This window comes from Ruegeria sp. AH3, from assembly GCF_056536265.1.
This window is the reverse complement of record NZ_JBQFJL010000002.1, coordinates 620,312-646,551: the sequence shown is the minus strand read 5'-3', so window position 1 is coordinate 646,551 and position 26,240 is coordinate 620,312. Positions and strand designations below refer to the sequence as shown.

The following is a 26,240-nucleotide window of genomic DNA, read 5'->3' as shown; positions in this document are numbered from 1 at the left end:
GATGTTTCCCAAACCCATCGAAAAACAACCCCGCGCGGCACAAATTACCTATCAAGCCATGCTACCTCTGGCCTTGCTGCTATGGCTCGGCCCCCTGCTGGCGGTTGCCCTGTTCTCAGTCAAACCGGCAGCAGACTTCACCAACGCGAATTACTGGGGCCTGCCGTCCAGCTTTGAGGGTGCAGTCAACTACGGGCAAGTCTTCTTCAACTCGGACATGCCGCGCTATCTGATGAACTCGTTTCTTATCACCGTTCCGACGGTGATTGGCGCGGTCGCACTCAGCTGCATGACCGGGTTCGCCTTGGGTATCTACAAATTCAGATCAAATCTCTGGATCTTCTTCATGTTCGTGGCAGGTAATTTTGTACCCTTCCAGATTCTCATGGTCCCGGTGCGCGACCTGACGCTGGAACTAGGTCTTTACAACACCAAAACCGGTCTGGTCTTGTTTCACATCGCGTTCCAGACCGGCTTCTGCACGCTCTTCATGCGCAACTTTATCCGCGCCCTGCCCTTTGAGCTGATTGAGGCGGCGCGAGTCGAGGGCATCAGCGAATGGCGTATCTTTTGGTACGTCGTCCTGCCGCTGATGAAACCGGCGATTGCAGCGCTCAGCGTGCTGATTTTCACCTTCATCTGGAACGATTATTTCTGGGCGGTTGTTCTGACCCAGGGCGCAGAAAGCCAGCCTGTTACGGCAGGGATCACCAGCTTCAATGCGCAATTCCGCGCCGCCTATCAATTGATGAGTGCCGGTTCTATCGTCGCGGCGCTGCCGCCGGTGGCCATGTTCTTCCTGATGCAGAAACACTTCATCGCGGGTTTGACCCTCGGTGCCGTAAAATAACGCCAAACCAAAGGTTTGCCCGATGACCAAGATCACCTTTATCGGAGCGGGGTCCACGATCTTCATGCAGAACATCGTGGGCGATGCCCTGCTGACCCCGGCATTGGCCGACAGCCATTTTGCGTTGATGGACATCGACCCTCAACGTCTGACCGAGAGCGAAACAGTAGCGCGCGCCATGATCCGCTCAGTCGGGACAGGCGCTACGGTATCGACCCATACCGACCGCCGCGCAGCGCTTGAAGGGGCCGATTTCGTCATAACCGCCTTCCAGATTGGAGGGTACAAACCTTGCACCGTCACGGATTTCGAAATCCCCAAACAGTACGGGCTGCGCCAAACCATCGCTGACACGCTTGGCGTCGGAGGCATAATGCGCGGGCTGCGTACGGTCCCGGTCCTGTGGGATGTGGCAAGAGATATGATGCAGCTCTGTCCCGACGCGACGCTGCTGCAATACGTCAATCCGATGGCGATCAACACCTGGGCGTTGGCCGAGCAATTCCCAACGCTTAAACATGTCGGGCTCTGCCATTCGGTCCAGAACACGGTCGAGGAATTGGCCCATGACCTCGACCTGCCCAAAGACGAATTCCGTTATAAGGTCGCAGGTGTGAACCACGTCGCCTTCTTCCTGCGCCTCGAACATCAGGGTCGCGACCTCTACCCCGCCCTCCGCCAGGGCTATGCGCAGGGTGCACTGCCCAAACCCCCGCTGCTGATGCCACGGTGCCCAAACAAGGTGCGGTATGAGGTGATGGATCATCTGGGTTATTTCTGCACCGAAAGCTCGGAACATCTGGCCGAATATGTGCCGTGGTTCATCAAAGACGGGCGGCATGATCTGATCGAGCAATTCTCGATCCCGCTGGATGAATACCCTACCCGCTGCGTTGAGCAGGTTGCGAATTGGAAAGAACAGGCCAAAACCTTGACCGATGGTCGCGATATCCATGTCACCCGCAGCCACGAGTTCGCGGCCGATCTGATGAACGCTATCGTAACCGACACCCCCTACACGGCCTATGGCAACCTGCCCAACACCGGCCAAATCCCGCAACTGCCTCTTGGTGCCGCGGTCGAAACCCCTTGTCTGGTGGACAGCAATGGCGTGCAACCTTCCGTCGTCACTGACATTCCACCACAACTGATCGCGCTCATGCGGACCCAAATCAACGTTCAGGAACTCACCGTCCGTGCGCTGGTCGAACAGAACCCCGAGCACATCTATCACGCTGCGATGATGGATCCGCACACAGCGGCCGAGTTGGACCTGCGCCAGATTCGCAATCTGGTAACAGATCTTCTGACTGCTCATTCAGACTGGCTGCCCGACTGGTGCCAGCCCGCCAAAGCCGCTTGAAGGGGTAATCAATGACCAAGAAACGCCGCTCGGAACACTGGTACGGGAAGCTCGACAAAGACGGGTTCATCCATCGGTCCTGGATGAAAAATCAGGGTTTTCCTGACCACGCATTTGACGGACGCCCAATTATCGGCATCTGCAACACATGGTCGGAACTGACACCCTGCAATTCGGGCCTGCGCGACCTGGCCGAAGGTGTCAAACGTGGCGTGTGGGAGGCCGGCGGCTTCCCCGTCGAATTCCCCGTTATGTCGCTGGGCGAAACCCAGATGAAACCCACGGCCATGCTGTTCCGAAACCTGCTGGCGATGGATGTCGAGGAATCGATCCGCGCCTATGGCATTGACGGCGTTGTCCTGCTGGGCGGATGTGACAAGACCACGCCGGGGCAGCTGATGGGTGCAGCCTCGGTCGATCTGCCCTCCATCGTAGTCAGCTCCGGCCCGATGCTGAACGGGAAATTCAAGGGCAAGGATATCGGCTCGGGCACGGATGTCTGGAAGTTCTCGGAAGAGGTCCGTGCAGGAGAGATGACCCTGCAGGATTTCATGAACGCCGAGTCCGGCATGTCGCGTAGCGCCGGGGTTTGCATGACCATGGGCACAGCTTCCACCATGGCCTCACTGGTCGAGGCAATGGGCATGAGCCTGCCCACCAATGCCGCCCTGCCCGCCGTCGATGCCCGCCGCATGGCGCTAGCGCATCTGACCGGCAAGCGGATTGTCGAGATGGTGGACGAAGACCTCAAACCCTCGGACATCCTGACCAAAGAGGCGTTCGAGAACGCCATTCTGACCAATGCTGCAGTCGGAGGCTCAACCAACGCTGTCGTGCATTTACTGGCGCTTGCAGGACGTGTCGGCGTTGACCTGACGCTCAAGGATTTCGAACTCGGAACCGAAATCCCGCTGCTGGTGAATTGCATGCCCTCAGGAAAATATCTGATGGAAGATTTCTGCTATGCTGGTGGTGTGCCAGCCGTGCTGAACGAACTCAAACCCTTCTTACGCCCGGCCAAAACTGTCCTGAACAAGGATATATCGGCCCATTATGAAGGAGCCGAGTGCTATAACACCGATGTCATCCGCCCCTTCGCTGATCCGGTCAAACCCGCTGCTGGGCTGCGTGTTTTGCGCGGCAATCTTGCTCCTAACGGGGCCATCGTGAAACCATCGGCAGCAACAGACGTGCTGCTGGAAACGGAAGCAGAGGCTTACGTTTTTGAAAACATCGAAGACCTGAAGGCGAACATAGACCGCGACGACCTGCCAGTGACGGCTGAAACCATTCTGGTGCTCAAGGGCTGCGGGCCCAAGGGCTATCCCGGCATGCCCGAAGTTGGCAATATGCCGATCCCCGCCAAGCTGGTGAAGGAAGGCGTGCGCGACATGATCCGAATCTCGGATGCCCGCATGTCAGGCACTGCTTATGGCACCGTCATCCTGCATGTCAGCCCCGAGGCACAGGCGGGCGGCACATTGGCGCTGGTTAAAACCGGTGATCGCATCCGCGTATCGGCCAGCAAGGGCGAGATGGAACTTCTGGTCGATGAGGCAGAACTGGACGCCCGCCGCGCCGCCTGGCAACCGGACGATCCGCATTACACCCGCGGCTACGCGAAACTCTATATCGACCACGTGCTGCAAGCGGATCAGGGTGCCGACCTTGATTTCCTTGTTGGAAAAGACACCCGCCTTGTGACCAGAGAGAGCCATTGATGACCCAACCCGCCACTTTCCATGACCTGAACGGAGCATCGGTTTACATTACCGGCGGCGGCTCCGGGCTTGGGGCCGCGTTGACGGACGGCTTCATGGCACAAGGTGCCCAGGTCGCCTTCATCGGCCGCTCTGACGCCGGTACCTTTGTTGATGAAATGCGTGAAAAGCACGGGCGAGCGCCCCTGTTCCTGCAGGGCGATATGACCGACACCGAGCTTTTGCACGCCACCATGCAACAAGCGGCTGAGGCGCATGGCCCGCTTGACGTGTTGGTCAACAATGCGGCCAACGACAAGCGCCACGGGCTTGAAGAAACCACGCCCGAGTTCTGGGACTGGATGATCGAGGTCAACCTCAAGGCCTATTACTTCGCCTGTCAGGAAGCTGCGCGCCAGATGAAGGACAAAGGCGGGGCAATCGTCAATTTCAGCTCGATCAGCTATCTGATGGGCAATTCGGGTTATCCGATCTACACGACTTCGAATGCGGGGATCACTGGCATGACCCGTTCATTGGCGCGCGAACTGGGGCCGCAGGACATCCGGGTCAATGCGCTGGCTCCGGGCTGGGTGCTGACCCAGAAGCAGCTGGATATGTGGGCAACGCCCGAAGATCTGGCCGCGCATCTGGAGCGGCAATGCCTGAAAGAACACCTCAAACCCGAAGATATGGTTGCGCCGACACTGTTTCTTGCGTCAAAGGCCAGCCATGCGATGACTGGCCAATGCATGGTGGTTGATGGCGGTGTGGTGACAACAGGATGATGAGATGAACACGGACTGGATCGCAGTTGATTGGGGAACATCCCGCCTGAGGGCCTGGGCCATGCAGGGTGACACTGTGCTGGAACACTCTCAGTCACAGGATGGCATGTCCAAAACAGCCGGCGGAGATTTTCAGGCCGCGCTAATGGCGCTGATTGAGCCCTGGTTGCCCGCAGAAACCGTTGATGTCATCGCTTGCGGCATGGTCGGTGCGCGACAAGGCTGGGTCGAAGCACCCTATGTCGCCGTCCCCTCGGCCCCTGTGCCGAATGCTCCGATCCGGGTCCCGGATACTGACCCACGTATCCGCGCGTTTGTCGTACCGGGTTTGAAGCAGTCCGATCCTGCCGACGTTATGCGCGGCGAAGAAACTCAGATCGCGGGCTATCTGGCAACGCGCCCGCACTGGGACGGCGTCATTTGCCTGCCCGGCACGCATACCAAGTGGGTGCAAATCAGCGCCGGAGAAGTCATCAGTTTCAGAACATTCATGACCGGCGAATTGTTCGATCTGCTGCGCGGGCAATCGGTACTTCGACACTCGGTAGAGGACGGATGGGACGACGCAAGTTTCAGCGAAGCGGTCACGGATGCGCTGTCCAAGCCGGAACAACTGGCCGTTCGGTTGTTTGGCTTGCGCGCCGCTGACCTGCTGCACGGTCAAAGCAAGTCTGTAGCCAATGCACGGTTGTCCGGCATGCTGATCGGGGCTGAGCTTGCCGCGACGCGGCCCTATTGGCTGGGTCAGCAACTGGCAATCATCGGACCGGAAGGTCTGTCAAATGCCTATGCTGCAGCGCTCGGACAACAGGGCGCGATGATTGAGATCGTGGACGCCACAACTGCAACGCTTGCAGGTTTGTTGCAGGCACGATCCCTGACGAAAGAAACCGCATGAGCCGCCCTGTCATTGCCATCCTGCGCGGATTGACCCCATCCGAGGCCGCCGCTGTCGGGCGGGCGCTGATCGACGCTGGAATTGATCGGATCGAAGTTCCATTAAACTCGCCCAACCCATTGGAGAGCATCAGAATTCTGGCACGCGAATTTGGCGATGATGCTCTGATCGGTGCAGGTACCGTTCTGACCCCGGATGAGGTCGACTCGGTGGCCAATGTTGGAGGCCGCTTGATTGTCTCGCCCAATTGTGACGTCGACGTCATCTCGCATACTCATAAGCTAGGTCTCGAAAGCTGGCCGGGCGTGTTTACTCCGTCCGAAGCATTCTCGGCACTCAAGGCGGGTGCGAGCGGGCTGAAGCTGTTTCCGGGATCCATGGCCGGACCCTCGGGGCTTGCCGCGATACGGGCAATTCTTCCTGCCGGGACTCAGGTTTTTGCCGTCGGTGGCGCAGGGCCTGAAAACTTCAAGGAATGGATCGAGGCCAGCGCAAACGGGTTTGGCATCGGATCAGCACTGTTCAAACCGGGCATGTCTGTCGCGGATATCGCTGAACGAGCCCGCAAGATCGTCGCAGCTTATGACGAGGCCATCGCATGAGTCAGATCTATGACGACCGCCCTTGCGAATTGGGCGAAGGACCGTTGTGGCACCCGGAACGGCAGCAATTGTTCTGGTTCGATATCATCGGCAAACGCTTGATGTCGCGTGACGGAGACACGGCACAGGTCTGGCAGTTTGATGAGCATGTCTCGGCCGCAGGGTGGATCGATCACGACACTCTGCTGATCGCGTCAGAAACCGGGCTTTGGCGGTTTGGGTTGGAGACTGATGCGAAAGACCTCATCGTAGCGCTTGAGGCGGACAACGCCGTTACGCGCTCGAACGACGGTCGCGCAGACCCGTGGGGCGGGTTTTGGATCGGCACCATGGGTAAACAGGCCGAGGCCGGTGCCGGATCGATCTACCGCTATTGGCAGGGAAAGCTGAGGCATCTGGTCGGGGATATCACCATCTCGAACGCTATCTGCTTTGCGCCCGATCGGTCCTGTGCCTATTTCTGCGATACAGCGACCAAACAGGTCATGCGTTGGCAATTGAATGCGCAAACGGGATGGCCCGAGGGAGAGGCAGCTGTCTTCCTCGACCTCACCCAAGAAGGACTAAACCCGGACGGTGCGGTCGTCGACGCGCAAGGCAACATCTGGATCGCCCAATGGGGTGCCAGCCGGGTGGCCGTTTATGACGAGGATGCACATTTTCTGCGTGCAGTCGATTTTGACGCCCGCCATACTTCCTGCCCCGCATTCGGAGGCAACGATTTGACGACGCTGTTCTGCACCACGGCCCGGCAGGGGTTGGACGCAGATACATTGAAATCAAACCCAACCAACGGCATGACCCTTTTTGCGCCAGACGTCGCGCATGGGCAGATGGAACACAGAGTCATCTTATGAAACCCGAACTTGGCGTATGCTATTACCCGGAACACTGGCCTGAAACGCAGTGGTCCGAAGACGCGGAACGTATGATCCATGCAGGTCTGAAATGGGTCCGTATCGGCGAATTCGCCTGGAGCCGGTTAGAGCCAATCCCCGGCGATCTGCAATTCGGCTGGCTCGACCGTGCCGTCGAGACGCTTGGTGCTGCGGGGTTGAAGGTGGTGATGGGCACGCCCACGGCAACACCACCCCGGTGGATGCTGGACAAGCATCCCGACATGCTGGCCGTTGACGCCAATGGTAACCCACGCAAGTTCGGGTCGCGCAGGCATTATTGCTTCAGCCATCTGGGCTATGTCGAAGAGAGCGTGCGCATTGCGCGGATCATGGGCGAGCGCTATGGGCGCAACCCTAATGTCGCCGCGTGGCAGATCGACAATGAATATGGTTGTCACGACACAACGCTCAGCTACAGCCCGGTTGCATTGCAGGCATTCCGGCTCTGGCTAAAGAACCGCTACGGAACCGTTCAAGCCCTGAACGAGGCGTGGGGCAATGTGTTCTGGTCGATGGAATACGGCAGTTTTGACCAGATCGACCTACCCAATCTGACCGTGACAGAACCCAACCCGGCGCATGTTCTGGCCTTCCGCAGATTCAGCTCGGATCAGGTTGTGGCCTTCAACAAAGCTCAGGTCGACGCGCTGCGCCCTCTGACAGATGCACCGCTGCTACATAATTATATGGGGCGTGTATTGGAATTCGATCACTTCGAGGTCGGCAAAGACCTCGACATCGCCACTTGGGACAGTTATCCGATCGGCTTTCTGTCGGACCGGCTTGAGGCTGATGACACACATAAGGCAGCGTTCCTGCAACAAGGCGATCCGGATATGCAGGCGTTTCACCACGACCTCTATCGCGCGGTTGGCCACGGGCGTTGGTGGGTGATGGAGCAACAGCCCGGTCCGGTGAACTGGGCACCTTACAACCCGGCCCCGCTGCCCGGCATGGTGCGGCTCTGGTCGTTGGAGGCTGTGGCGCATGGTGCTGAAGTTGTCAGCTATTTCCGCTGGCGCCAGGCCCCGTTCGGGCAAGAACAGATGCATGCAGGTCTTCTGAGCCCTTGGGGAGACGACGCCCCCGCTCTGGCCGAGGCGCGCCAGACAGCCGACGAATTGGCCGAGCTTGGAGAGATCAAGCCCGCACGTGCCAAGGTCGCTATCCTGTTCGACTATGCGTCGGATTGGGCGTGGCAGACGCAGCGTCAGGGGGCGGACTTTGGGTATTTCCGTTTGGTCTTCTCGGCCTATCGTGCGTTACGGCGGGCTGGGCTATCGGTAGATATTCTCTCTGCGGCCGATCTGCTTCCCGAGGGCTATGACCTGATCCTGGCACCGGGTCTCGCAAGTGTGGACGAGGATCTGCAAAAGTCGTTGTCCAAGGCCAAACTCGCGATCCTCGGACCGCGCACAGGCGCCATCACGCCCGAGTTTCGCATCCCCGACCACGGACGCCCCGGCCTGTCGGCGCTGGATTGCTCGGTCGATGTGATCGAGACATTGCCCCCCGGCACCGAACGCCCGGTAGAGGGCGGCGGCGCAATCATCCACTGGGCCGAACATCTGTCCGGCGACGCGCCCGACCTACTGAGCTTTGACAATGGCAACGCGGCACTGAAGGGAAATGATAGCCTGTGGTATCTGGGTGGTTTTCCGGATGAGCCTCTTTGGGACAGGATCATCGCCATGGCGGCGCAACAAACGGGCCTGCCCGTCGTTTCGATGCCAAACGGCTTGCGACGGCGCGAGACAGCCTCTTACGAGGTTCTGATCAATTACAACGCAGACCCGATCGTCTGGGGAGATACCCGGGTCAACGGTTGTGATGTCGTGTTCCGCACACGCGTGCAGCCATAATAATAAGGGTAGATAACGCTAACATAACCTGCTAGGTCGCAGAGCTAAGGTCACGCCCAGCAGGTTGCAACGATGAAATACACCCGTTCAAACTTTCCCGACGATTTCCTGTTTGGTGCGGTCGAGCCTGCCAAGATTGCGGGCGGGTTTGATAGTTATCGTTTGCACATCCACTGGGATCAGATCCTTCAGGATGGATGCAAATCGGTGCCCGAAGCTGTGGATCACCTTGCGCGACGAGTTGATCAAATACTGGAACTGGGATTGCGGCCCTGCGCGATACTTGACCATAAAACTCTGCCAGCTGCTCTGGTGGATCAAGGCGGATGGCGCAACCGGGATATCGCTGCGCGATTTGCCGATTTCGCCGAGATAATCGTAGCACGGATTGGTGAGCTTTTGTTCAGCATCGCAACCCGTGGTCCCCTGCCCGCCCAACAGAACGACAAACGCGGCACCGCGCGGAGCCTGCACCACCAGCTGCTGGCGCAAGGCATGGCCGTCCAAGCGATGCGCGGCTATGGCATGACGAATGTTGGTGCGGAGCTGAGTTACGGGCTAGAGGCCGTCATCGACAGGTCCTATCCAACATCTATACTGAAACCGTTAGGTGCCGATCTGCCCGAAAACTGGCAGCAGGACCTTGGCACAATTGCGGAGCCTGTCGACTGGTATGGCCTTTCGCTCGAGATCTTGCCAAAGCTCCTTGAGGTACAAGGCTACTCCAAGGACGTACCGCTCTTTGTCACGCTGGACGGCGGCACACTATCTAAATTGGAACTTGGGTTGGAAGCGGTTCAAGATGTGCTTCGGCAGAATGTACCTATACAGGGTGTTTTCCTGAAGTCGTCGAGTGCAGAGCTGCTGACATTTCTGTCCGATCAACCACACCCGGCGCCATGGGTCAAGCCAGAAAGCCATGTGCATGCGCATTGGAACCTTGTCGCGGATATCGGCGGCACCAACACCCGGTTGGGGGTCGTCACCAACGGAGAATTGACCGACCTGCGAAAATACCCGACCGGCACTCTGACCGATCTGCGCGATGCGCTGCACAGCTTGCGGGACGAGATCGGCACCGATCCGCGTGCCGTAGTAGCCGCAGGGGCCGGGCCGGTACGGAATGGCTCTATCCGCCTGACCAATGCCAATCTTGATCTATCCGAAGATGAACTCGCCCGTGCCACTGGCGCGCAACATACCTTCGTGATCAATGATTTCACCGCAGCTGCGTGGTCAGTCGCGAAGATTACCGAAGATCATGTTGAAGTGCTGCAAGGCGAAAGCGCCCCCCCGATTGGCACCCGTCTGGTTGTGGGACCCGGTACCGGGCTGGGCGTCGGTGCCCTGCTCTGGTCCGAAGGTCATTTCCATACAGCATCGGGTGAAGGCGGGCACATGGGTCTGTCACCCCGGCACCTCGATGAAGTTGAGGTCTTCGACGCCGCCCGACGCATAGCGCCCGAGTGTTTCTTCGACGATAGTCTGGTGATCGAAGCGGAGATGTTTCTGAGCGGAACAGGCTTGCCGATCCTGTATCAGGCTGTGGGGATGGCGAGCGGCCGGACTGAAACAGCAATACGATCCGCCAAGGATATCTTGCAGGACGCGCGGGATGGGAATGATCCCTGCGCCGTTAAGACCGCGCGTATGTTCACCGAACATCTCGGCGCGATCATGGGTGATCTGGCAATGGCCCTGGTTCCAACAGGCGGTGTTTTCTTGGTGGGTGGCGTCGCCGAAAAGAACCGCTGGCTTTTCGGTCAAGATTTCCTGAGGGCCTTCAATGCGGGCGGACGGTTCGATACGCTGCGTCAGGGAATGAACCTTTATGTCTCGGAACAAGATGAGTTCGGCATTGTTGGCGCTAACAATTTCTGCCAGAATGCGCTCGCGCGCTGAGCAAGGGAAGAGGACAGCGGAATGATCCTGTGCTGCGGAGAAGCCCTGATCGACATGATTGCCGCGCCCACTGTTTCGGGTGAACAGGGGTTTGTACCGCATTCCGGCGGGGCCATCTTCAACACGGCAATTGCACTGGGACGGTTGGGCGTTCAGACCGGGCTGTTGACCGGCCTCTCGACGGATATGTTCGGCGAGCAACTGACTGCCGCACTGCAGATCAGCCATGTCTCGACCAATCACATCATTCGCTCGGATCGCCCCACGACATTGGCCTTTGTGCAGCTGCAGGACGGCCACGCGAGCTATAGTTTTGTTGACGAAAACTCAGCCGGTCGGATGCTACGTCCCGACGACATGCCGGACCAGCTAACGGGGGTCTCAGCGCTGTATTTTGGAGGGATCAGCCTTGCCTGTGAACCCTGCGCTGATGCTTATGCCGCGCTTCTAGAGCGTCACGGCTCGGATCGCGCGGTGATGCTGGACCCAAACATCCGACCGGGATTCATCAAAGATCAGACGCGATACCGCACCCGTCTGAACCGGATGATCGCTCTGGCCGATATCGTCAAGGTTTCGGATGAAGACCTCGACTGGATCATCCCAGGCCCGGAAACTCATGCCGAGAAAATCCCGCTGCTGCTGCAAGCCGGACCGGCGGTTGTGATCGTCACCCGAGGCGGTGACGGCGCGACGGGTTATCTTGCCGACGGTTCCGAGGTCTCGGTCCCGGTGCAAAAGGTCGACGTCGTCGATACCGTTGGTGCCGGCGATACTTTCAACGCAGGCGTTCTCGCTCAGCTTGAGCAAACCGGCCACCTGAACAAACCGGCGCTACGGACCCTTTCGGCAGACAGCATGAAGGCCGCACTTGAACTGGGCGCGCAGGTAGCCGCTGTAACTGTCTCCCGCGCCGGGGCAAACCCGCCCTGGGCGCATGAACTTTGATAGGCATACGACCATGAAACGATCCGATATCAACAACATCAAGGCCGATGCACAACGCTTTATCCAGTCATTCGGGGCGGTGTTGCCACCTTTTTCCGATTGGTCACCCGATGAGATGCGCAGCGACAAGGCTGCAGGCATTCGCAACCGAGGGCTGGGCTGGGATATCACCGACTATGGACAAGGTCGGTTCGATGAGCTTGGGCTGTTCCTCTTCACCCTGCGCAACGGAGACGTAGACGACTTGAGCCAAGGGCGCGGCATGCTTTATGCCGAGAAACTTCTGATTTCGCGCGATAAACAACTGTCGCCCATGCACCGCCACATCCTGAAAGCCGAAGACATCATCAACCGTGGGGGCGGTGATCTCGTGATGGAGATCTACGCCTCAGATCCCGACGGTGGCATCGATCGTGAAACGCCTGTTGTTGTCCCGAGCGACGGTTGCCCGGTCATCATTCAGCCTGGAGAGCTATTGCGCCTGAAACCTGGTCAAAGCGTCACCCTGATGCCCGGCATCTGGCATGCGTTCTGGGCCGAACAGGGCGATTGCCTGATTGGTGAGGTCTCGACTGTCAACGACGATCGTACAGACAATGTGTTCGAAGATCCGATCCCGCGATTTGCGACCATTGAGGAAGACGCGACTCCGGATTTTCTGCTGGTATCCGATTACTGAACGACCCCCGAAATATTCGGGAGCCGTTTCTATGCCATGATCCGACAGATCAGCTGCGGCCTTTCCACGGCACCAGCCAGTTTTCAGCCTTGCGCATCAGGATATCGATGCCGTAGCCGATGATACCGATCATCACGATGCCCATGATCACGATGTCGGTCAGCTGGAATTTCGACGCGGCGATGATCATCATCCCGGCGCCTTTCTGGGCTGCCACCAGTTCAGCAGCAACAACCGTGCCCCAGCAAACGCCCATCGCGACCCGTGCGCCCGTGAATATCTCGGGCAGAGAGTTGGGTACGATCACATAACGCATGATCTGCCACTTAGAAGCGCCCAGCGAATAGGCGGCGTGGATTTTCGAGATGTTCACCCCGGAAACCCCTGCCCGCGCAGCGATGGTCATGATCCAAAGCGCCGCCAGGAACAGCAGAACGATCTTTCCTGTTTCCCAGATGCCGAACCAGATGATAACCAGCGGGATCAGCGCCAAAGGCGGAACCGGACGCATGAATTCGACGATCGGGTCGAACCAGCCGCGGAACCAGCCGGACAGGCCCATTGCATAGCCCAGCGGGATGCCCACCAGTGCACCTGCTACAAAGCCTGCGATCACGCGGAGCAGTGACCAGCCCAGGTGCTGCCACAGCGAGAAGTTCTGGTAGCCCTCGCTGGCAATTTCAAAGAAACGCGCAACGACGGTTTCCGGTGCAGGCAGCCAGATCGGGTTCATCTGCAGGCCCTGATCGGGCGTAAAGCTGATCGCGCCTTTCCCGGTCAGAGTAACAGTACCATCACCTGTATCCACCGCATCATCCGGGCCAATGGGCGTGCCATTGATGGCGATGATTTTCGCGCCATCCGCGCGTTTGGCGTCGTCGTTTTTGTCGAACAGAATGGTGGAAGACCGGCCCGCAGGTGCCGCAAAGGCATCATCCTTGGCAAAGCCGCTTCCAGGCTCGACCTCGAACTTTTCGGCCTCTTCACCAAATGCGGGGACGCGGACAAAGACGGTCGCCTCGTCCGTGGTGCCATCCGCATTCTCCAGAGTGTAGGTGAATTGCGTTTCGCCCACAAAGGGTCCGGGCACATGGATCGGGAACAGTTTTGACCCCGTGAACGCGGCCCAGATCACAAAGATTACGAGGACCGAGATGATTGACGCCGCCCGATCCGCACGAACCGCGCTTTCATCGCCAAAAGTTACCGTTTTCAGGCTGGTGAAGTCCTGACGTGACTGCAATCCCCGACGCATCGCGTAGACGATGAAGAACGCGCCGCCAAACAGGCCAATGTAAAACAGAAGTACAATCATGATGCCTGCTCCGTCCGACCCATAATTTCTTCTTCCATCTCCCAGATCATCGAGAGAATCTCATCGCGTTTTTCTGCGAACCCTTCGGATTTCTTCACGTCCCGCAGATCCGCGTTCACGCCGCGCTCGGCGAACGGCAGGTTGTATTCGCGATGAATTCGTCCGGGCCGGGGTGCCATCACGATCAGACGCTCGCCCAGCAAAAGGGCCTCTTCGACCGAGTGGGTGATCAGAATGATCGTCTTGCCGGTTTCCTTCCAGAGTTTCAGAACAAGGCCCTGCATCTTTTCGCGCGTCAGCGCGTCCAGAGCGCCCAGAGGTTCGTCCATCAGGATAACGTCCGGCTCGTTGGCCAAACACCGCGCCAGCGCCACGCGCTGTTGCATACCGCCAGACAATTCGTAGACCGCCTTGTCCTTGAAATCCTGCAAACCCACGACTTCGAGCAGATGATCCGAGATCTGGTCGCGTTCGGCCTTAGGCATCCCTTTCATACGGGGACCGAAATCGACATTCTCGCGCACGTTCATCCATTCGAACAAGGCGCCTTTCTGGAAAACCATTCCACGTTCAGCGTCCGGTCCTTCGACGAGGTGACCGTTCAGTTCGATTTTACCCGATGTAGGGGCCAGAAATCCCGCAACGATATTGAGAAGCGTGGTCTTGCCGCAGCCCGATGGGCCAAGCACCGACATCAGCTCGCCTTCTTTCAGGCTGAGCGAAACATCCTGTAGTGCCTGCACCGATGAGCCGTTGGGTAGGTCGAAACGCATGGACAAATCGACAATGTCCAGTTCAGGCATCCTGTATCCTTCCTGCGTGCATATCTGTTGACCGGCCCTCTGTGGGGCCGGTCTTAATTGGCGACTTGTGAGTTTTAGTTACCTGCCGCCGCAAGTGGTGCTGCATTCACGGCACCATCATACGAATCCAGCGCCGACTCGATGCTGCCTGCCGAAACGAAAACGTTGGCCACACCCTTCATGAAGTCCTGCGCGCCGCCGCCCAGCCATTTCTCGGACAACTGCTCCTCAACCGATGGGAAGGAGAAGGTGGCGATGGTTGCCTCGGCATCCGCGGGATCCATACCAGCATCCTTGGCGATCACCGGCAGCATTTCGTCCTTGCTGTCACCTGCATTCCATTTCGCATTGGCGTCTGCGGTGACTTTCAGGAACTTGGACAGAAGCTCGGGCTCTTCCTCGATAAAGCCTGACGGGGCGCTGGTCACGTCGAAGACCAGGATGCCAAGCTCTTCTTTTTCAGCGCCGGTCAGCAGGATATTGCCATGCTCGACCATGCGACGCAGCGCGCCGCCCCAGCCGCAGACCATGTCCAGGTTGCCCTGCGCAAAGGCCGCCGCGCCATCTGCGGGTGCCATGTCAACGATCTCCATCGAACCGACATCCACGCCGAAATGACCCATCTGGGAGAGGAAGCCGTAATGCGCCGCCGTACCGATCGGAACGCCAACTTTCTTGCCGTTCAACTCGCCCGCGTTGCCTTTGTCGATCTCCAACGCTTCTGCGACGACGCAGTTGTCGTTGTCCGAATAGCTGACCGCGACATCGACGATCTGAATATCCTGTCCTGCCGACGTGGTGACCACGAAGGGCGGTACGCCCTGACTGACCGCGATCTGTACGTCGCCCGACGCCATCGCTGCGGACATCGCCGTACCAGTGTCGAAGGACACCCAGTTGATCTTTACACCAAGCTCTTCTTCATAGGTTCCGTTTGCCTTGGCATATTGGAACGGCATCGGCCATTCCAGGAAATACGCAACCGTAATCTCATCCAGCGCCGCCGCTTGCGAAGCGGTTAGTGCAGCAATGCCGGCAAAGGTGGTTGTGAGCAGTTTTCTCTTGATCATTTTGACTACTTTCTCCCTGCTGGTTTCGTCAGCCCGATTATTGCGAAACTTCGACCTGCGAAACAGTGGGAAAACCATAGTCGCAGGCGGGCGGAATCGTGAAATAAAAATCTTGTTGCGGAAAAAGCGAAACTTTGTTTCGCTTTAGCCTAATCAGTCACAGATCAGGAGCGCTTGGATGCCACAAAAATCACTCAGTCTCAGATGGCTGGAGGTGTTTCAACTTATTTCCAAGCTTGGATCAATCCAGAAGGTTTCGGCCGAAACCGGTTTGTCGATCAGCACCGTGTCGAACCATCTGCGCAGCTTAGAGAAGGCGCTGGATGTCGAACTGGTTGATCACAGCCGTCGCCCCATGGGTCTGACCCCTGCCGGAACCGTGTTCTCGCGCCATGTTCGGGAGGGGTTGATGGCCCTGAAACGTGGCGAGGCTGAACTGCGCTCGGGTACTTGGCAACACGCAACTGATCTGCGGCTGGGTCTGATCGACGACTTCGACAGCCGGGTCGCACCCGAGCTTTTCCGGCATCTGTCAGCTTCGTTGCCGAGGTGCAGTTTCCGCCATTTCACTCGCCCCAGCCACGAAATCATAGACAAGTTGCAATCCCAGAAACTGGATGCAGGTGTGGCCACGCGCCCCTCAGGTCATGCTGAGGGGTTGATGGAATTTCCACTGCTCAGAGACCCGTTCATTGTGATTTTGCCACCCTCGTTCAAAGGCCCGGTTGAAGAGCTGCTTGATTCAGAGACCTCCTTGCCATTGTTGCGGTATTCTCGGGACCACACCATTGGAAAACTGATCGAAAGCCAGCTGACCCGCAGCAAGATCAGCCTGCCGAACCGGTTCGAGCTTGAGTGTAATCAGTCCATCATTGGGCTTGTCGCCGAAGGCAGTGGCTGGGCGGTCACGACCGCTGCTAGTTATTATCGCGCGCGCAGATTCCACGAGGACACGCGCGCCGTGCCCTTTCCCGGGAAAAGCTTCGCACGGACCGTGTCGCTGTTTACCACCAGCGTCAATCCACCAACCACAACACGATTGCTGCACAACACTTTGTATAATCTGATCCGCCAGCACGTAACCGAGCCAATGACGGCGAAGTTCTCGTGGCTGAAGAACGATTTTCGCACCCTCCCGATGACATCTGAATGAACGACCCTCAATCAATCGCGGAATATCGAAGTTATCTTCCGGGTTTTTCGAAACCGGAAACGCGATGCTTGACCGACGGGCGCTGTAAGCTCTGATAAACTTCGAACATGCGGCCCATAGTCTGGCTGCAGCCGAACCCGAAATCCAACCTATGACCCATTCGCCCGTTGACCCCACAACCGGCTCAGGGTTCAGATCAGGACAGCTTAATGCACCTTTCTCGTTTCCCACGCGTTTTTCTTGCCCATCTGCCGACTCCGCTGGAGCCGATGAAACGTCTTTCCGACGCATTGGGGGTCGAGATCTGGATCAAGCGCGACGACTGCACCGGGATGTCGACCGGGGGCAACAAGACCCGCAAGCTTGAATTCCTGTTTGGTGAGGCTCTGGAACAGGGCGCGGGTATGGTGATGACGCAGGGTGCAACCCAGTCCAACCATGCGCGCCAGACGGCAGCTTTTGCTGCCCGATTGGGTTTGAAATGTCATATCCTGCTGGAGGACCGCACCAGCTATAACAACGCCAATTACAACAATAACGGCAACGTGCTGCTGGATCATCTGCATGGTGCCACGACCGAGAAATTTCCCGGTGGCCACGATATGCCCGCCGAGATGGAGCGCGCCGCAGAAAAGAATCGCGCCGAGGGGCACAAGGTCTATGTGATCCCTGGCGGCGGTTCGAACCCGACGGGTGCACTGGGGTACGTCAATTGTGCGTTGGAAATGGTTAGTCAGGCCAATGATGCTGACTTGCAGATTGACCGCGTGGTGCATGCCACCGGCTCTTCTGGCACGCAGGCCGGACTGGTAACCGGGCTTTGCGCCATGAACACCGGCATCCCCGTGCTGGGCATCGGCACCCGTGCACCGCAACCCAAGCAAGAACATATGGTCTATGATCTGGCCTGCAAGACAGCTGAAAAACTGGGCTGCTCAGGCGTCGTGAGCCGCGAAGATGTGATGGCCAATACGGACTATGTGGGTGAAGGCTACGGTCTGCCGACCGAAAGCGGGATTGAGGCGATCCGGATGTTTGCGGAGCTTGAAGGTATTCTGCTGGACCCGGTCTATTCCGCCAAAGGTGCCGCAGGTTTGATCGATCTGGCCCGGAAGGGCACGTTCAAAGGCGAGCGTCTGGTGTTCCTCCATACCGGAGGTTCTGTTGGTCTGTTCGGTTATGATTTCGCTTTCGATCACTCGGATCGTTGGGTCAATCTGTAAATGCTGGCGAGTGTCTTCTACCAGGTTCCCGCATGACCCGCCGGGTCGTGGGCATATTGGGCGGCATGGGCCCCGAGGCGACAATCCTATTGCAACAACGCCTGCTGGGCACGGTGCAAGCGCAGGATGATGCGGATCATTTGCCCTTGCTGATCGACATGAACCCGCAGGTCCCCTCACGCATCGCCCATCTGATCGAAGGGACCGGCGCTGATCCCGGCCCGGTTCTGGCCAACATGGCGCGGGGGCTGGAACGATCGGGCGCGACGGCACTGGCCATGCCCTGCAATACCGCGCATCATTATGCGGGGCAGATCGAACAGGCGATCTCGATCCCATTTCTGCACATGGTCGATCTGTCGATTGAACAGGCGGCTCAGGCGCTGCCTGACGGCGGATGCCTCGGCATCCTGGCCTCGCCGGCGATGCGTAAAGCCGGAGTGTTCGACGCTTCATTGGAGCGGGTAGGTCTTTCGGCGCTCTGGCCGAAAAACGAAGACCAGATGCTGAATGCAATCCGGCAAATCAAGGCAGACGGGGCGATCCCGGCAACACACGAAACGCTCTCTGCCGCCACGGCAGACCTGACCGGGCATGGTGCCCAATTGCTGCTCGTGGCTTGTTCCGAGTTTTCGCTCCTCACGCGTACGCTTTCTTCGGAAGTGCCCGTCCTTGATACCGTCGACGTTCTGGCCAACGCCATTCACGCCCATTACCTGCCCAGTTGAGGTACCCTCATGGCCGTCACCTATCTGAAAACCGCCGAACCCCGCCCGGAAACAGAGAACACCGATATCCACGACATCGTGTCGATCATGCTGTCAAACATCGAACGCGAGGGTGAAGAGGCGGTGCGGCGCTATGCCGAAAAGCTCGACGGCTGGACCGGAGATTTCGTCCTGTCCGAGACGGCGCGCAAAGCTGCCTGCGACCGCGTACCCGATACGGTCAAAGAAGATATTCGCTTTGCCCACGCCAACATCCGTCGCTTTGCCGAGGCACAAATGACCACGGTACAAGAGTGCGAGATCGAGGTGATGCCGGGCCTGATCGCTGGGCAAAAGCAAATCCCGATCTCGAGCGCGGGCTGCTATGTGCCCGGTGGAAGATATAGCCATATTGCCAGCGCTCTGATGACCATCACAACGGCCAAGGTCGCCGGGGTGCCTCATATCACCGCGGTCTCTCCGCCCCGCCCCGAGGCGGGTATTCCCGATGCAATCGTCTATGCGATGGACCTCGCCGGGGCCGACCTGATCCTGAACCTTGGCGGCGTTCAGGGGATTGCCGCCATGGCGCATGGACTGTTCGGAGCGCGACCTGCGGACATTCTGGTCGGCCCCGGAAACGCCTATGTGGCCGAGGCGAAGCGGATGCTGTTCGGCAAGGTGGGTATCGATATGTTCGCCGGGCCTACGGATTCTCTGGTGATCGCGGATCACACCGCATCCGTCGAAACTGTTGCGTGGGATCTGGTTAGTCAAGCCGAGCATGGCATGGACAGCCCGGTCTGGCTCGTCAGCACCGACAAGGCGCTGGCACACGGGGTGATTGCGCGCGTGGATGCGTTGATCCACAGCCTGCCTGAATCCAATGCCTTAGCCGCGCGGTTGGCATGGCGGGATCGGGCCGAAGTGATCCTATGTGACACGCGAGAGGAGGCGGCCCGAGTGGCAGATGACTACGCGCCGGAACACCTGCAGGTCATGGCCGAGGATCTGGACTGGTGGCTGGATCAGCTGTCGGCCTATGGCTCGTTGTTTCTTGGGGCCGAGACGACCGTATCATTCGGCGATAAAACTTCGGGTCCGAACCACGTGCTGCCGACCAGCGGCGCCGCGCGCTATACCGGAGGCCTGTCCGTCCACAAATTTACCAAGACGGTGACGTGGCAACGTTGCACGCCTATGGCCTCGCACGAGCTGGCCCGACGCACTGCCCGGATCAGCCGAATGGAGGGTATGGAGGGCCATGCGCGCGCCGCTGAGATGCGTTTGTCCAAACACGAGGCCGTCACTCCTGTTACGACATAGGGGCAGTCGTCATGCGATCTGATTTGAGAAATTTTGATAGCAAGACTCTCATAGTTTGATCATAGTTAACCAAACTCCAACGAGACGACTCGGATGCCACGCCAGACTGCTCCCAAGGACCTCAGCCTCAAGTGGCTGGAATTGTTTCAGATCTGCGCGCAGAAAGGCTCGCTGCAGGCGGCAGCGAAGGAAACCGGACTGACCATCAGCACAATCTCGCACCACTTGCGCAATCTCGAGGATCATCTTGGCGTCGAGTTGTTCAATCATGCGCGCCGCCCAATGGTGCTGACGCCAAAGGGCCATGTCTTCCTGCGCAATATCGATGACGCGCTGCATCTGATCCGCAAGGCCAAGGCCGAAGCCTCGGCAGGCAGCATTGCCGAGGCCAGCTATCTGCGCTTTGGCACAATCGAGGATTTTGACAGCGACATTATTCCCGAGCTGGCCGTATACCTGTCGGCCAACATGCCCGCCTGCGATTTTCTATATCACACAGACTCCAGCCACGCGATCATCGAGATGTTGCGCGACCGGCAATTGGATGTGGGAATCTCAACCACACCCACCGAAAAGATGCGAGATCTTCGGGACCGCCCCCTTTTACGCGATCCGTTTGTCATCGTTCTGCCAAAGGTGAATGACGAGTCGTTGACCGATATCGTCGAAGGGCGCACGAAATTGCCGTTCCTGCGGTTTTCCAATTCGCTCATCATTGCGCGGCAGATTGAATCGCAATTGCGCCGGATGGGGTTTTCCCCGCCCCACAGGTTTGAGTGCAGCAACAATCAGACCCTGATGTCCATGGTTTCGGCCGGGGCCGGCTGGACCATCACGACACCACTCTTGTATTCGCGCGCCAAACGGTTTCAGCCAAAGCTGAAAATGCACCCCTTCCCGGGAAAGAGCTTTTCACGCACGCTTGCCCTGGTTGCGACACCGGATTGTTCCCGCTCGGTGATTGAGCTGGTCGACACCAAAACCCGCGCGCTGATCCGGGATCGCATCCTTGCGCCCCTTCATGCGGATAACCCTTGGCTCACTGATCGTTTCGATCTGGTTGAGTAATCCGGCCGTGCTCAAAGGATATTGAAGCGCGCTCGGATCAGGCGGTCCTGCTCGGGCGTCAGATAGTTGGGGCGGTGATCCCGCAAGATTTCCTGCGCCTTCAGGCGCGCACGGGACCAGGCATCAAGCGCACCATTTTCGGCCCATGTCCGGGGCTCGTCCCGGTCGGCTAATGACGGGTAAAAATAATCCCGTTCCATCGCAGCGAAGGTGTGCTGCCCACCCAAAAAATGTCCCTCGCCCAAAACCGCCTCGCAAATAGCGTCAAAGCCCAGATTGTCGTCGGTCACCTCGATGCCCCTCAGGGCGCGATAGGTGTTCGAATGCATTTCGTCATCAAGCACAAAGCCCTCGAAGCTCGCCCCCAACAGGGACGCCGTCATGCCCGAACTTTCGTAGATCAGATTACCGCCCGCCAGCGCTGCGGCCATCGAGGTCAGCCCCTTCTCCATCCCGTATTGCGCATCTATGGCTTTCGCGTCTGTCATCGAACAGGCCACGCCCGAAGGCAGCCCCAACCAGTTCGACAATTGAGCAGAGGCAGCGTTCAGCACCGCGGTTTCACCACTCCCACCCGAAAACGCGCCGGTACGCAGGTCGATCACCAAAGGCCAGTTAGAGAACACCATCGGAAATCCGGGTTGGATTGCGTGAACCATCACCAGGCTGGCCAAGGTCTCGGCCAGAGATTGGGCCAGAAACCCAGCCAAAGTCGCAGGTGCCGTGGCCCCCGCCTGCGCGGCGGTGATACAAGACATTGGGATATTTTGTTCGACACAGGCATAGACGACATCTACCGCATCTTCACCATAGCGCATCGGCGAGATCACGGGGCTGATATGCGCCTTCATGAAAGGGCGTTTCGAGAATTCGCCCGGGCCACCTGCGGCGATGTCCAACATCTCGACGATGGGGGCGACATGCGCGGCCAATGTGAAGGAAGTTGCCGTAGGCTTGGTGGTGTTCTTTATCAGCGCATAAGCGGTGTTTACGTCCAGATCGAAGGTCTCAGGTACGTCAGTGGCAACGCAGCAGCGGGTAAACCAGCTGACATTGGCCAACACATCCTGAAGCCGTGTGAAATCATGCAAATCCTGCAGGGTCGACGGGCGATAGAGGCCCGTGTCCGGATCAAGCGTCTGAACCGCCGCCCCACCGGTTCCGAAATGCACGCGATTGCCGCCCACCTCGATCGAACGCGTCTCATCCCGCCCGTGAAGCACAAAGGTTTTGGCGGCCTGATCGATGGCTTGCTCTACAAGCTGCGGCGAGAAGGTCACCCTACCCTCGCCAGTGTCGCTCGCACCGATCGCCAAAAGATCTGCGTGCAGCCGCGGCGGCACCTCGCCCATTCCCAACCTGTCGAGCAGATCGAGCGCGGTGGAATAAATACGCTGCAGCTCAGCGTCGGTCAGGGGTTTATAACTGCCGCCGGGCTGTCCCGGTGGGCACGGATCAAGCGCAGGCTTTTCCGCCCGTTGTGCAAGACGGCCCTTTCGCCCTGCCCGCTTTCCCTGCCGCGCTTCCATCGCAGTCCTTTCAACATGATGTAATGACTTTATTCAAAGGATCTCGACTGTCCGGATTCAACGGGAATTACCTTTCTACGATTATCTCAAGATCAATCTTCGATATTCTGCGTAAAAACGCCCAATCGCTTGAAAACCCACACATGCGCCGGACTAATTCCGGAAAACCAGCCGGAGGGTTCTTGCATGAAATCGCGTACCAAGGTGGTTGTCATCGGAGGCGGCATCGCCGGATGCTCAACGCTCTATCACCTGACCCGTGAAGGATGGAGCGATGTTGTACTGGTTGAGCGCAACGAGCTGACCAGCGGCACAACCTGGCATTCTGCTGCGCAAGTGACCAATTTCGGCATGAATCAGACCATGGTCGGGCTCAAGACCCATTCGATCAACCTGTACAAGGAACTGGCCGAGGACCCGGATTATCCGATCAACTACCATCACGGCGACGGTGGTATCCGGCTGGCCGATACGCCGGAGCAGATGCAGGGATATCGACATTTCGCGTCCATGGCGCGCGGGATGAATGTTCATTTCGAGGTGATCGACGCCGAAGAATGCGCCCGCCGTCATCCGTTGATCTCAACCGAGAACCTGCTGGGCGGGCTCTGGGATCCGCTGGATGGCGACATAGACCCGGCGCAGTTGTGTCAGGCCTTGGCCCGCCGCGCACGCAAAGCCGGGGCCGAGGTATATCGGAACACGCCGGTCACTGCGCTGACCCAGCATAAGGACGACACATGGACCGTGCACACCGAACATGGTGACATTGACTGCGATATCGTGGTGAACGCCTGCGGGTATCGTGTGAACGAGGTCGGTGCCATGATGGGCGTGCACCACCCTGTCGCATCGATGGAGCATCAGTATTTTCTGACCGAAGAAATCCCGACTATCCGCGAAGCGGGGCACCGGATGCCCCTGCTGCGCTGTCCGATCAGCGATTACTACTGCCGTCAGGAAAAGAACGGATTGCTGGTCGGGTTCTATGAACAGGATTGCAAAACCTGGGGCATGGACGGGATTGATCCAAACTTCGTCAACGCCTTGTGTCCGGATGATCTGGACCGGGTCACCGATGTGCTGGAAGGCGCCTTTGCCCGTATGCCCGCGCTGATGGAGGTGGGAATTCACACCGTCGTCAACGGCCCCATCACTTACACGATTGACGGCGCGCCGCTGGTCGGCCCGATCCCCGGCAAACGCAACGCCTTCTGCATCATTGGTCTGCGCGCAGGGTTGGGCGAAGGTGGCGGCCATGGCTGGCTGCTGGCGCAGCAGATCGTGCATGGTGAGGCCTGCTATGACACATGGTGCCTCGACCCGCGCCGTTTCACAGGTCACACGAATGTGGAACTAACCGCGCTGAAAGCCATCGAGGACTACCAGAACGAATTCCGCTTTCACTTCCCCTATGAACACCGCCCCGCGGGCCGCCCGGCCAAGACTACACCGTTGATGCCTGTTTTCGCAGCCGAAGGGGCAGAATTCACTGTTGTGAACGGGTGGGAACGGGTTGATTACGTCAAGCCGTCACCCGAGTTTCATCCCTCGCTGAGTTTCAATTTCGATGAGGCCTTTGATCTGGTTGCAGCCGAGGTTCAGAACATTCAAACCAATGTCGGCCTGACCGAAGTCAACGGCTTCAACCGTATCGAGATCACGGGCGCGGATCGTCACAAGTTTCTCGACCGGATGCTCTGCGGTGCGGTGACAAAGCGCGAAGGGCGCGTGGGGCTAGGCTATCTGCTCAACCACCATGGCATGGTCAAGGCTGAAGCCACCATCGCCAACCTGCCCGCCAGTGATCGTGGCCCGGCGCGGGTTTGGTACGGCTCGGCCGCGGCCAGTGAATATCACGATATGGACTGGTTGCAGGCACATCTGTCTGACGAAGAGGATGTGCAGCTGAAAGCACTGACCAATGATCAGACCATTCTGGTGCTCGCGGGCCCCAAAGCACGTGATGTCTTGTCAGCCTGCGCGCGCGGCGACTGGTCCCGCGACAGCTTCCCTTGGCTGTCCGTGCGCGAGTGTTTTGTCGGCATCGCTCCGGCTACGGTGCTGAACATCAGCTTCTCAGGCGAATTGGCATATGAAATCCACGTCCCCAATGGTTCACTTTATGCGGCCTACCTCGCCCTGCGGCAGGCCGGGAACGCGCATGGGTTGAAGCTGTTCGGAGCGCGAGCGGTGGATTCGATGCGGATGGAAAAGGGCTTTTTGCACTGGAAAGCCGATCTGCTGACCGAATTTGATCCATTCGAGACCGGTTTGGACCGATTTATCAGGCTGAACAAAGGTGACTTCATTGGCCGGGACGCATTGATGAAACGTCAAGCGGAGGGCGCACGCAAGAAGCTGGTCAATCTGCAGATCGACGCAACCCACGCGCCTGCGCATGGCGGCGCATCTTTGATCTCGTCAGGCAAAGTCGTGGGCACGATCACGTCAGGTGATTGGGGTCACCGTACCGGATTGAACCTTGCCTATGGCTTCGTTGAGCCGGATTTCGCGGCCCCCGGCAGCCGAATGCAACTCGACCTGTGCGGCGAGATTGTCGAGGCAGAGGTCATTACGCCCTCACCCTACGACCCGGAATTCTCGCGAATGCGCGCCTGACCTTGCCCACTATTCCGATAGGCCGTCGGCGTCAGCCCGAATTCAGACCGAAACGCCCGTGTCATAGCGCTCGCGTTTTCATATCCGCATCGGCTGGCGATCTCGGCCACCGATTGCTGCGTCTCGGTCGCCAGGTTACGTGCCAGGTTCAGACGCAGGCGACGGTAGAGCGCCTGCGGCGTTGTTCCCAGCTCAGCTTGTACCCGGCTTTCGATCTTCTTCTGCGAACAACCCAGCTGCCGTGCGATCTCCTTGATCTGCACTGGCGTCTCGAGTGATTTCTGCATGATGTTCAGAACGCGGTTCACCAAACTATCTCCGGACTTCATCGGCAGTGCAGCGGCGCCCGGTTCACCGCGGTTCATCAACAGATGTGCGACCTCCATCGATAAAAGCGGGCCGTGGTCCGCAAGGATCAGTGCCGTTGCCAAATCATAAGCCGCCATCGCGCCGGAACAGGTGATCCGGTTGCGATCGATCACATAGCGTTCCTGCACGGCATCGACCTCAGGAAAGGCCTCTTCGAACCGCGAAAGCTCATCCCAGTGAATGGTCGCGCGGTGACCTTCCAATAGGCCAGCACGGGCGAGCAGCCAGCTACCCGTATCCAAACCCGCCAGGTTAACATGCCGGGTCGCCGCTCGCCGCAGAGCCCGCAACGTCTCGGGCATTGCAAGGTCGAGATATCCGTAAGAAGGCATGACGACCAGCGTATTGCCGGTCTCAATCCCCAGCGCGCCATCCGGCGTCACCCGCAATCCGCTAGAGCTTTGGACCGATGCGCCATCCGGCGAATAGAATCGCCACGCATAAAGCTTCTGCCCCGCCAGAGTATTTGCCGCGCGCAGCGGTTCAACCAAACTGGCCAGACAGTGGTTCGAAAACCCGTCAAACAGCAGAATGTTATATCTCTGCGTCAACTTTTTCTATTCC

General features: G+C 58.4%; 22 protein-coding genes. 17 read left to right on the top strand and 5 right to left on the bottom strand.

Translation table 11 applies throughout. The features are described 5' to 3' along the window. Position 1: 1 nt before the first annotated feature. From ACR3EM_RS20530 to ACR3EM_RS20480, 11 genes are all read left to right on the top strand, one after another. Positions 2-850 carry a carbohydrate ABC transporter permease gene (locus ACR3EM_RS20530; protein ID WP_480472646.1) on the top strand — a complete coding sequence of 283 codons (849 nt, stop codon included), beginning with the start codon at positions 2-4 and terminating at the stop codon, positions 848-850. A 22-nt stretch (positions 851-872) separates the two neighbouring features. Further along, complete coding sequence (gene melA / locus ACR3EM_RS20525; protein WP_480472644.1) at positions 873-2,213, top strand: alpha-galactosidase; 1,341 nt, start codon at positions 873-875, stop codon at positions 2,211-2,213. Positions 2,214-2,224: 11 nt separating this feature from the next. Beyond that, complete coding sequence (locus ACR3EM_RS20520) at positions 2,225-3,934, top strand: IlvD/Edd family dehydratase (RefSeq protein ID WP_480472642.1); 1,710 nt, start codon at positions 2,225-2,227, stop codon at positions 3,932-3,934. Next, positions 3,934-4,701, top strand: a complete 768-nt coding sequence (locus tag ACR3EM_RS20515; protein ID WP_480472640.1) for an SDR family NAD(P)-dependent oxidoreductase — start codon at positions 3,934-3,936, stop codon at positions 4,699-4,701. Before ACR3EM_RS20520 ends, ACR3EM_RS20515 begins: the two co-directional genes overlap by 1 nt. 4 nt (positions 4,702-4,705) lie before the next feature. Next, positions 4,706-5,599, top strand: a complete 894-nt coding sequence (locus ACR3EM_RS20510; RefSeq protein WP_480472638.1) for a 2-dehydro-3-deoxygalactonokinase — start codon at positions 4,706-4,708, stop codon at positions 5,597-5,599. Further along, the gene (locus ACR3EM_RS20505; RefSeq protein ID WP_480472636.1) at positions 5,596-6,201 is read left to right on the top strand and encodes a 2-dehydro-3-deoxy-6-phosphogalactonate aldolase; all 606 of its coding nucleotides are present in this window, start codon (positions 5,596-5,598) and stop codon (positions 6,199-6,201) included. Before ACR3EM_RS20510 ends, ACR3EM_RS20505 begins: the two co-directional genes overlap by 4 nt. Then, positions 6,198-7,058, top strand: a complete 861-nt coding sequence (locus ACR3EM_RS20500) for an SMP-30/gluconolactonase/LRE family protein (RefSeq protein WP_480472634.1) — start codon at positions 6,198-6,200, stop codon at positions 7,056-7,058. The genes ACR3EM_RS20505 and ACR3EM_RS20500 overlap by 4 nt, the downstream gene beginning before the upstream one ends. Further along, positions 7,055-8,962, top strand: coding sequence for a beta-galactosidase (locus ACR3EM_RS20495; protein WP_480472632.1), 1,908 nt, complete (start codon positions 7,055-7,057; stop codon positions 8,960-8,962). Before ACR3EM_RS20500 ends, ACR3EM_RS20495 begins: the two co-directional genes overlap by 4 nt. A 72-nt stretch (positions 8,963-9,034) precedes the next feature. Beyond that, a complete protein-coding gene (locus ACR3EM_RS20490) occupies positions 9,035-10,864 on the top strand; it encodes a family 1 glycosylhydrolase (RefSeq protein ID WP_480472630.1) in 1,830 nt (609 codons plus the stop codon). A 21-nt stretch (positions 10,865-10,885) separates the two neighbouring features. Beyond that, positions 10,886-11,812, top strand: coding sequence for a carbohydrate kinase family protein (locus ACR3EM_RS20485; RefSeq protein ID WP_480472628.1), 927 nt, complete (start codon positions 10,886-10,888; stop codon positions 11,810-11,812). Positions 11,813-11,825: 13 nt separating this feature from the next. Continuing rightward, the gene (locus ACR3EM_RS20480) at positions 11,826-12,491 is read left to right on the top strand and encodes a D-lyxose/D-mannose family sugar isomerase (protein WP_480472626.1); all 666 of its coding nucleotides are present in this window, start codon (positions 11,826-11,828) and stop codon (positions 12,489-12,491) included. Between the two features lie 49 nt (positions 12,492-12,540). On the opposite strand, the gene ACR3EM_RS20475 is transcribed toward ACR3EM_RS20480, so the two are convergent. The 3 genes from ACR3EM_RS20475 to ACR3EM_RS20465 form a co-directional block, all read right to left on the bottom strand. Then, on the bottom strand, positions 12,541-13,806 hold the full coding sequence (locus tag ACR3EM_RS20475) for an ABC transporter permease (protein WP_480472624.1): 1,266 nt from the start codon (positions 13,804-13,806) through the stop codon (positions 12,541-12,543). Continuing rightward, positions 13,803-14,609 (bottom strand): taurine ABC transporter ATP-binding protein, encoded by an 807-nt coding sequence (locus ACR3EM_RS20470; protein ID WP_480472622.1) that lies wholly within the window; start codon positions 14,607-14,609, stop codon positions 13,803-13,805. Before ACR3EM_RS20470 ends, ACR3EM_RS20475 begins: the two co-directional genes overlap by 4 nt. Before the next feature lie 74 nt (positions 14,610-14,683). Next, entirely contained in the window at positions 14,684-15,679 is a 996-nt protein-coding gene (locus ACR3EM_RS20465; protein WP_480472620.1) for a taurine ABC transporter substrate-binding protein, read from the bottom strand. 178 nt (positions 15,680-15,857) lie between these two features. Between ACR3EM_RS20465 and ACR3EM_RS20460 the strand changes: the two genes are divergently transcribed. From ACR3EM_RS20460 to ACR3EM_RS20440, 5 genes are all read left to right on the top strand, one after another. Beyond that, the gene (locus ACR3EM_RS20460; RefSeq protein WP_480472618.1) at positions 15,858-16,832 is read left to right on the top strand and encodes a LysR family transcriptional regulator; all 975 of its coding nucleotides are present in this window, start codon (positions 15,858-15,860) and stop codon (positions 16,830-16,832) included. Between the two features lie 209 nt (positions 16,833-17,041). After that, positions 17,042-18,055 carry a D-cysteate sulfo-lyase gene (cuyA, locus tag ACR3EM_RS20455; RefSeq protein WP_480472616.1) on the top strand — a complete coding sequence of 338 codons (1,014 nt, stop codon included), beginning with the start codon at positions 17,042-17,044 and terminating at the stop codon, positions 18,053-18,055. 32 nt (positions 18,056-18,087) lie between these two features. Beyond that, on the top strand, positions 18,088-18,783 hold the full coding sequence (cuyB, locus tag ACR3EM_RS20450; RefSeq protein WP_480472614.1) for a cysteate racemase: 696 nt from the start codon (positions 18,088-18,090) through the stop codon (positions 18,781-18,783). A 9-nt stretch (positions 18,784-18,792) separates the two neighbouring features. Then, positions 18,793-20,088, top strand: coding sequence for a histidinol dehydrogenase (gene hisD / locus ACR3EM_RS20445; RefSeq protein WP_480472612.1), 1,296 nt, complete (start codon positions 18,793-18,795; stop codon positions 20,086-20,088). A gap of 93 nt (positions 20,089-20,181) precedes the next feature. Beyond that, positions 20,182-21,156 carry a LysR family transcriptional regulator gene (locus ACR3EM_RS20440; RefSeq protein ID WP_480472610.1) on the top strand — a complete coding sequence of 325 codons (975 nt, stop codon included), beginning with the start codon at positions 20,182-20,184 and terminating at the stop codon, positions 21,154-21,156. Between the two features lie 11 nt (positions 21,157-21,167). On the opposite strand, the gene ACR3EM_RS20435 is transcribed toward ACR3EM_RS20440, so the two are convergent. Continuing rightward, on the bottom strand, positions 21,168-22,685 hold the full coding sequence (locus tag ACR3EM_RS20435) for a trimethylamine methyltransferase family protein (protein ID WP_480472608.1): 1,518 nt from the start codon (positions 22,683-22,685) through the stop codon (positions 21,168-21,170). A gap of 186 nt (positions 22,686-22,871) precedes the next feature. Between ACR3EM_RS20435 and ACR3EM_RS20430 the strand changes: the two genes are divergently transcribed. Next, positions 22,872-25,307 (top strand): GcvT family protein, encoded by a 2,436-nt coding sequence (locus tag ACR3EM_RS20430; RefSeq protein ID WP_480472606.1) that lies wholly within the window; start codon positions 22,872-22,874, stop codon positions 25,305-25,307. Here ACR3EM_RS20430 and ACR3EM_RS20425 read toward each other — a convergent pair. After that, entirely contained in the window at positions 25,274-26,227 is a 954-nt protein-coding gene (locus ACR3EM_RS20425) for a GlxA family transcriptional regulator (RefSeq protein ID WP_480472604.1), read from the bottom strand. The genes ACR3EM_RS20430 and ACR3EM_RS20425 overlap by 34 nt on opposite strands. Positions 26,228-26,240 lie beyond the last annotated feature (13 nt).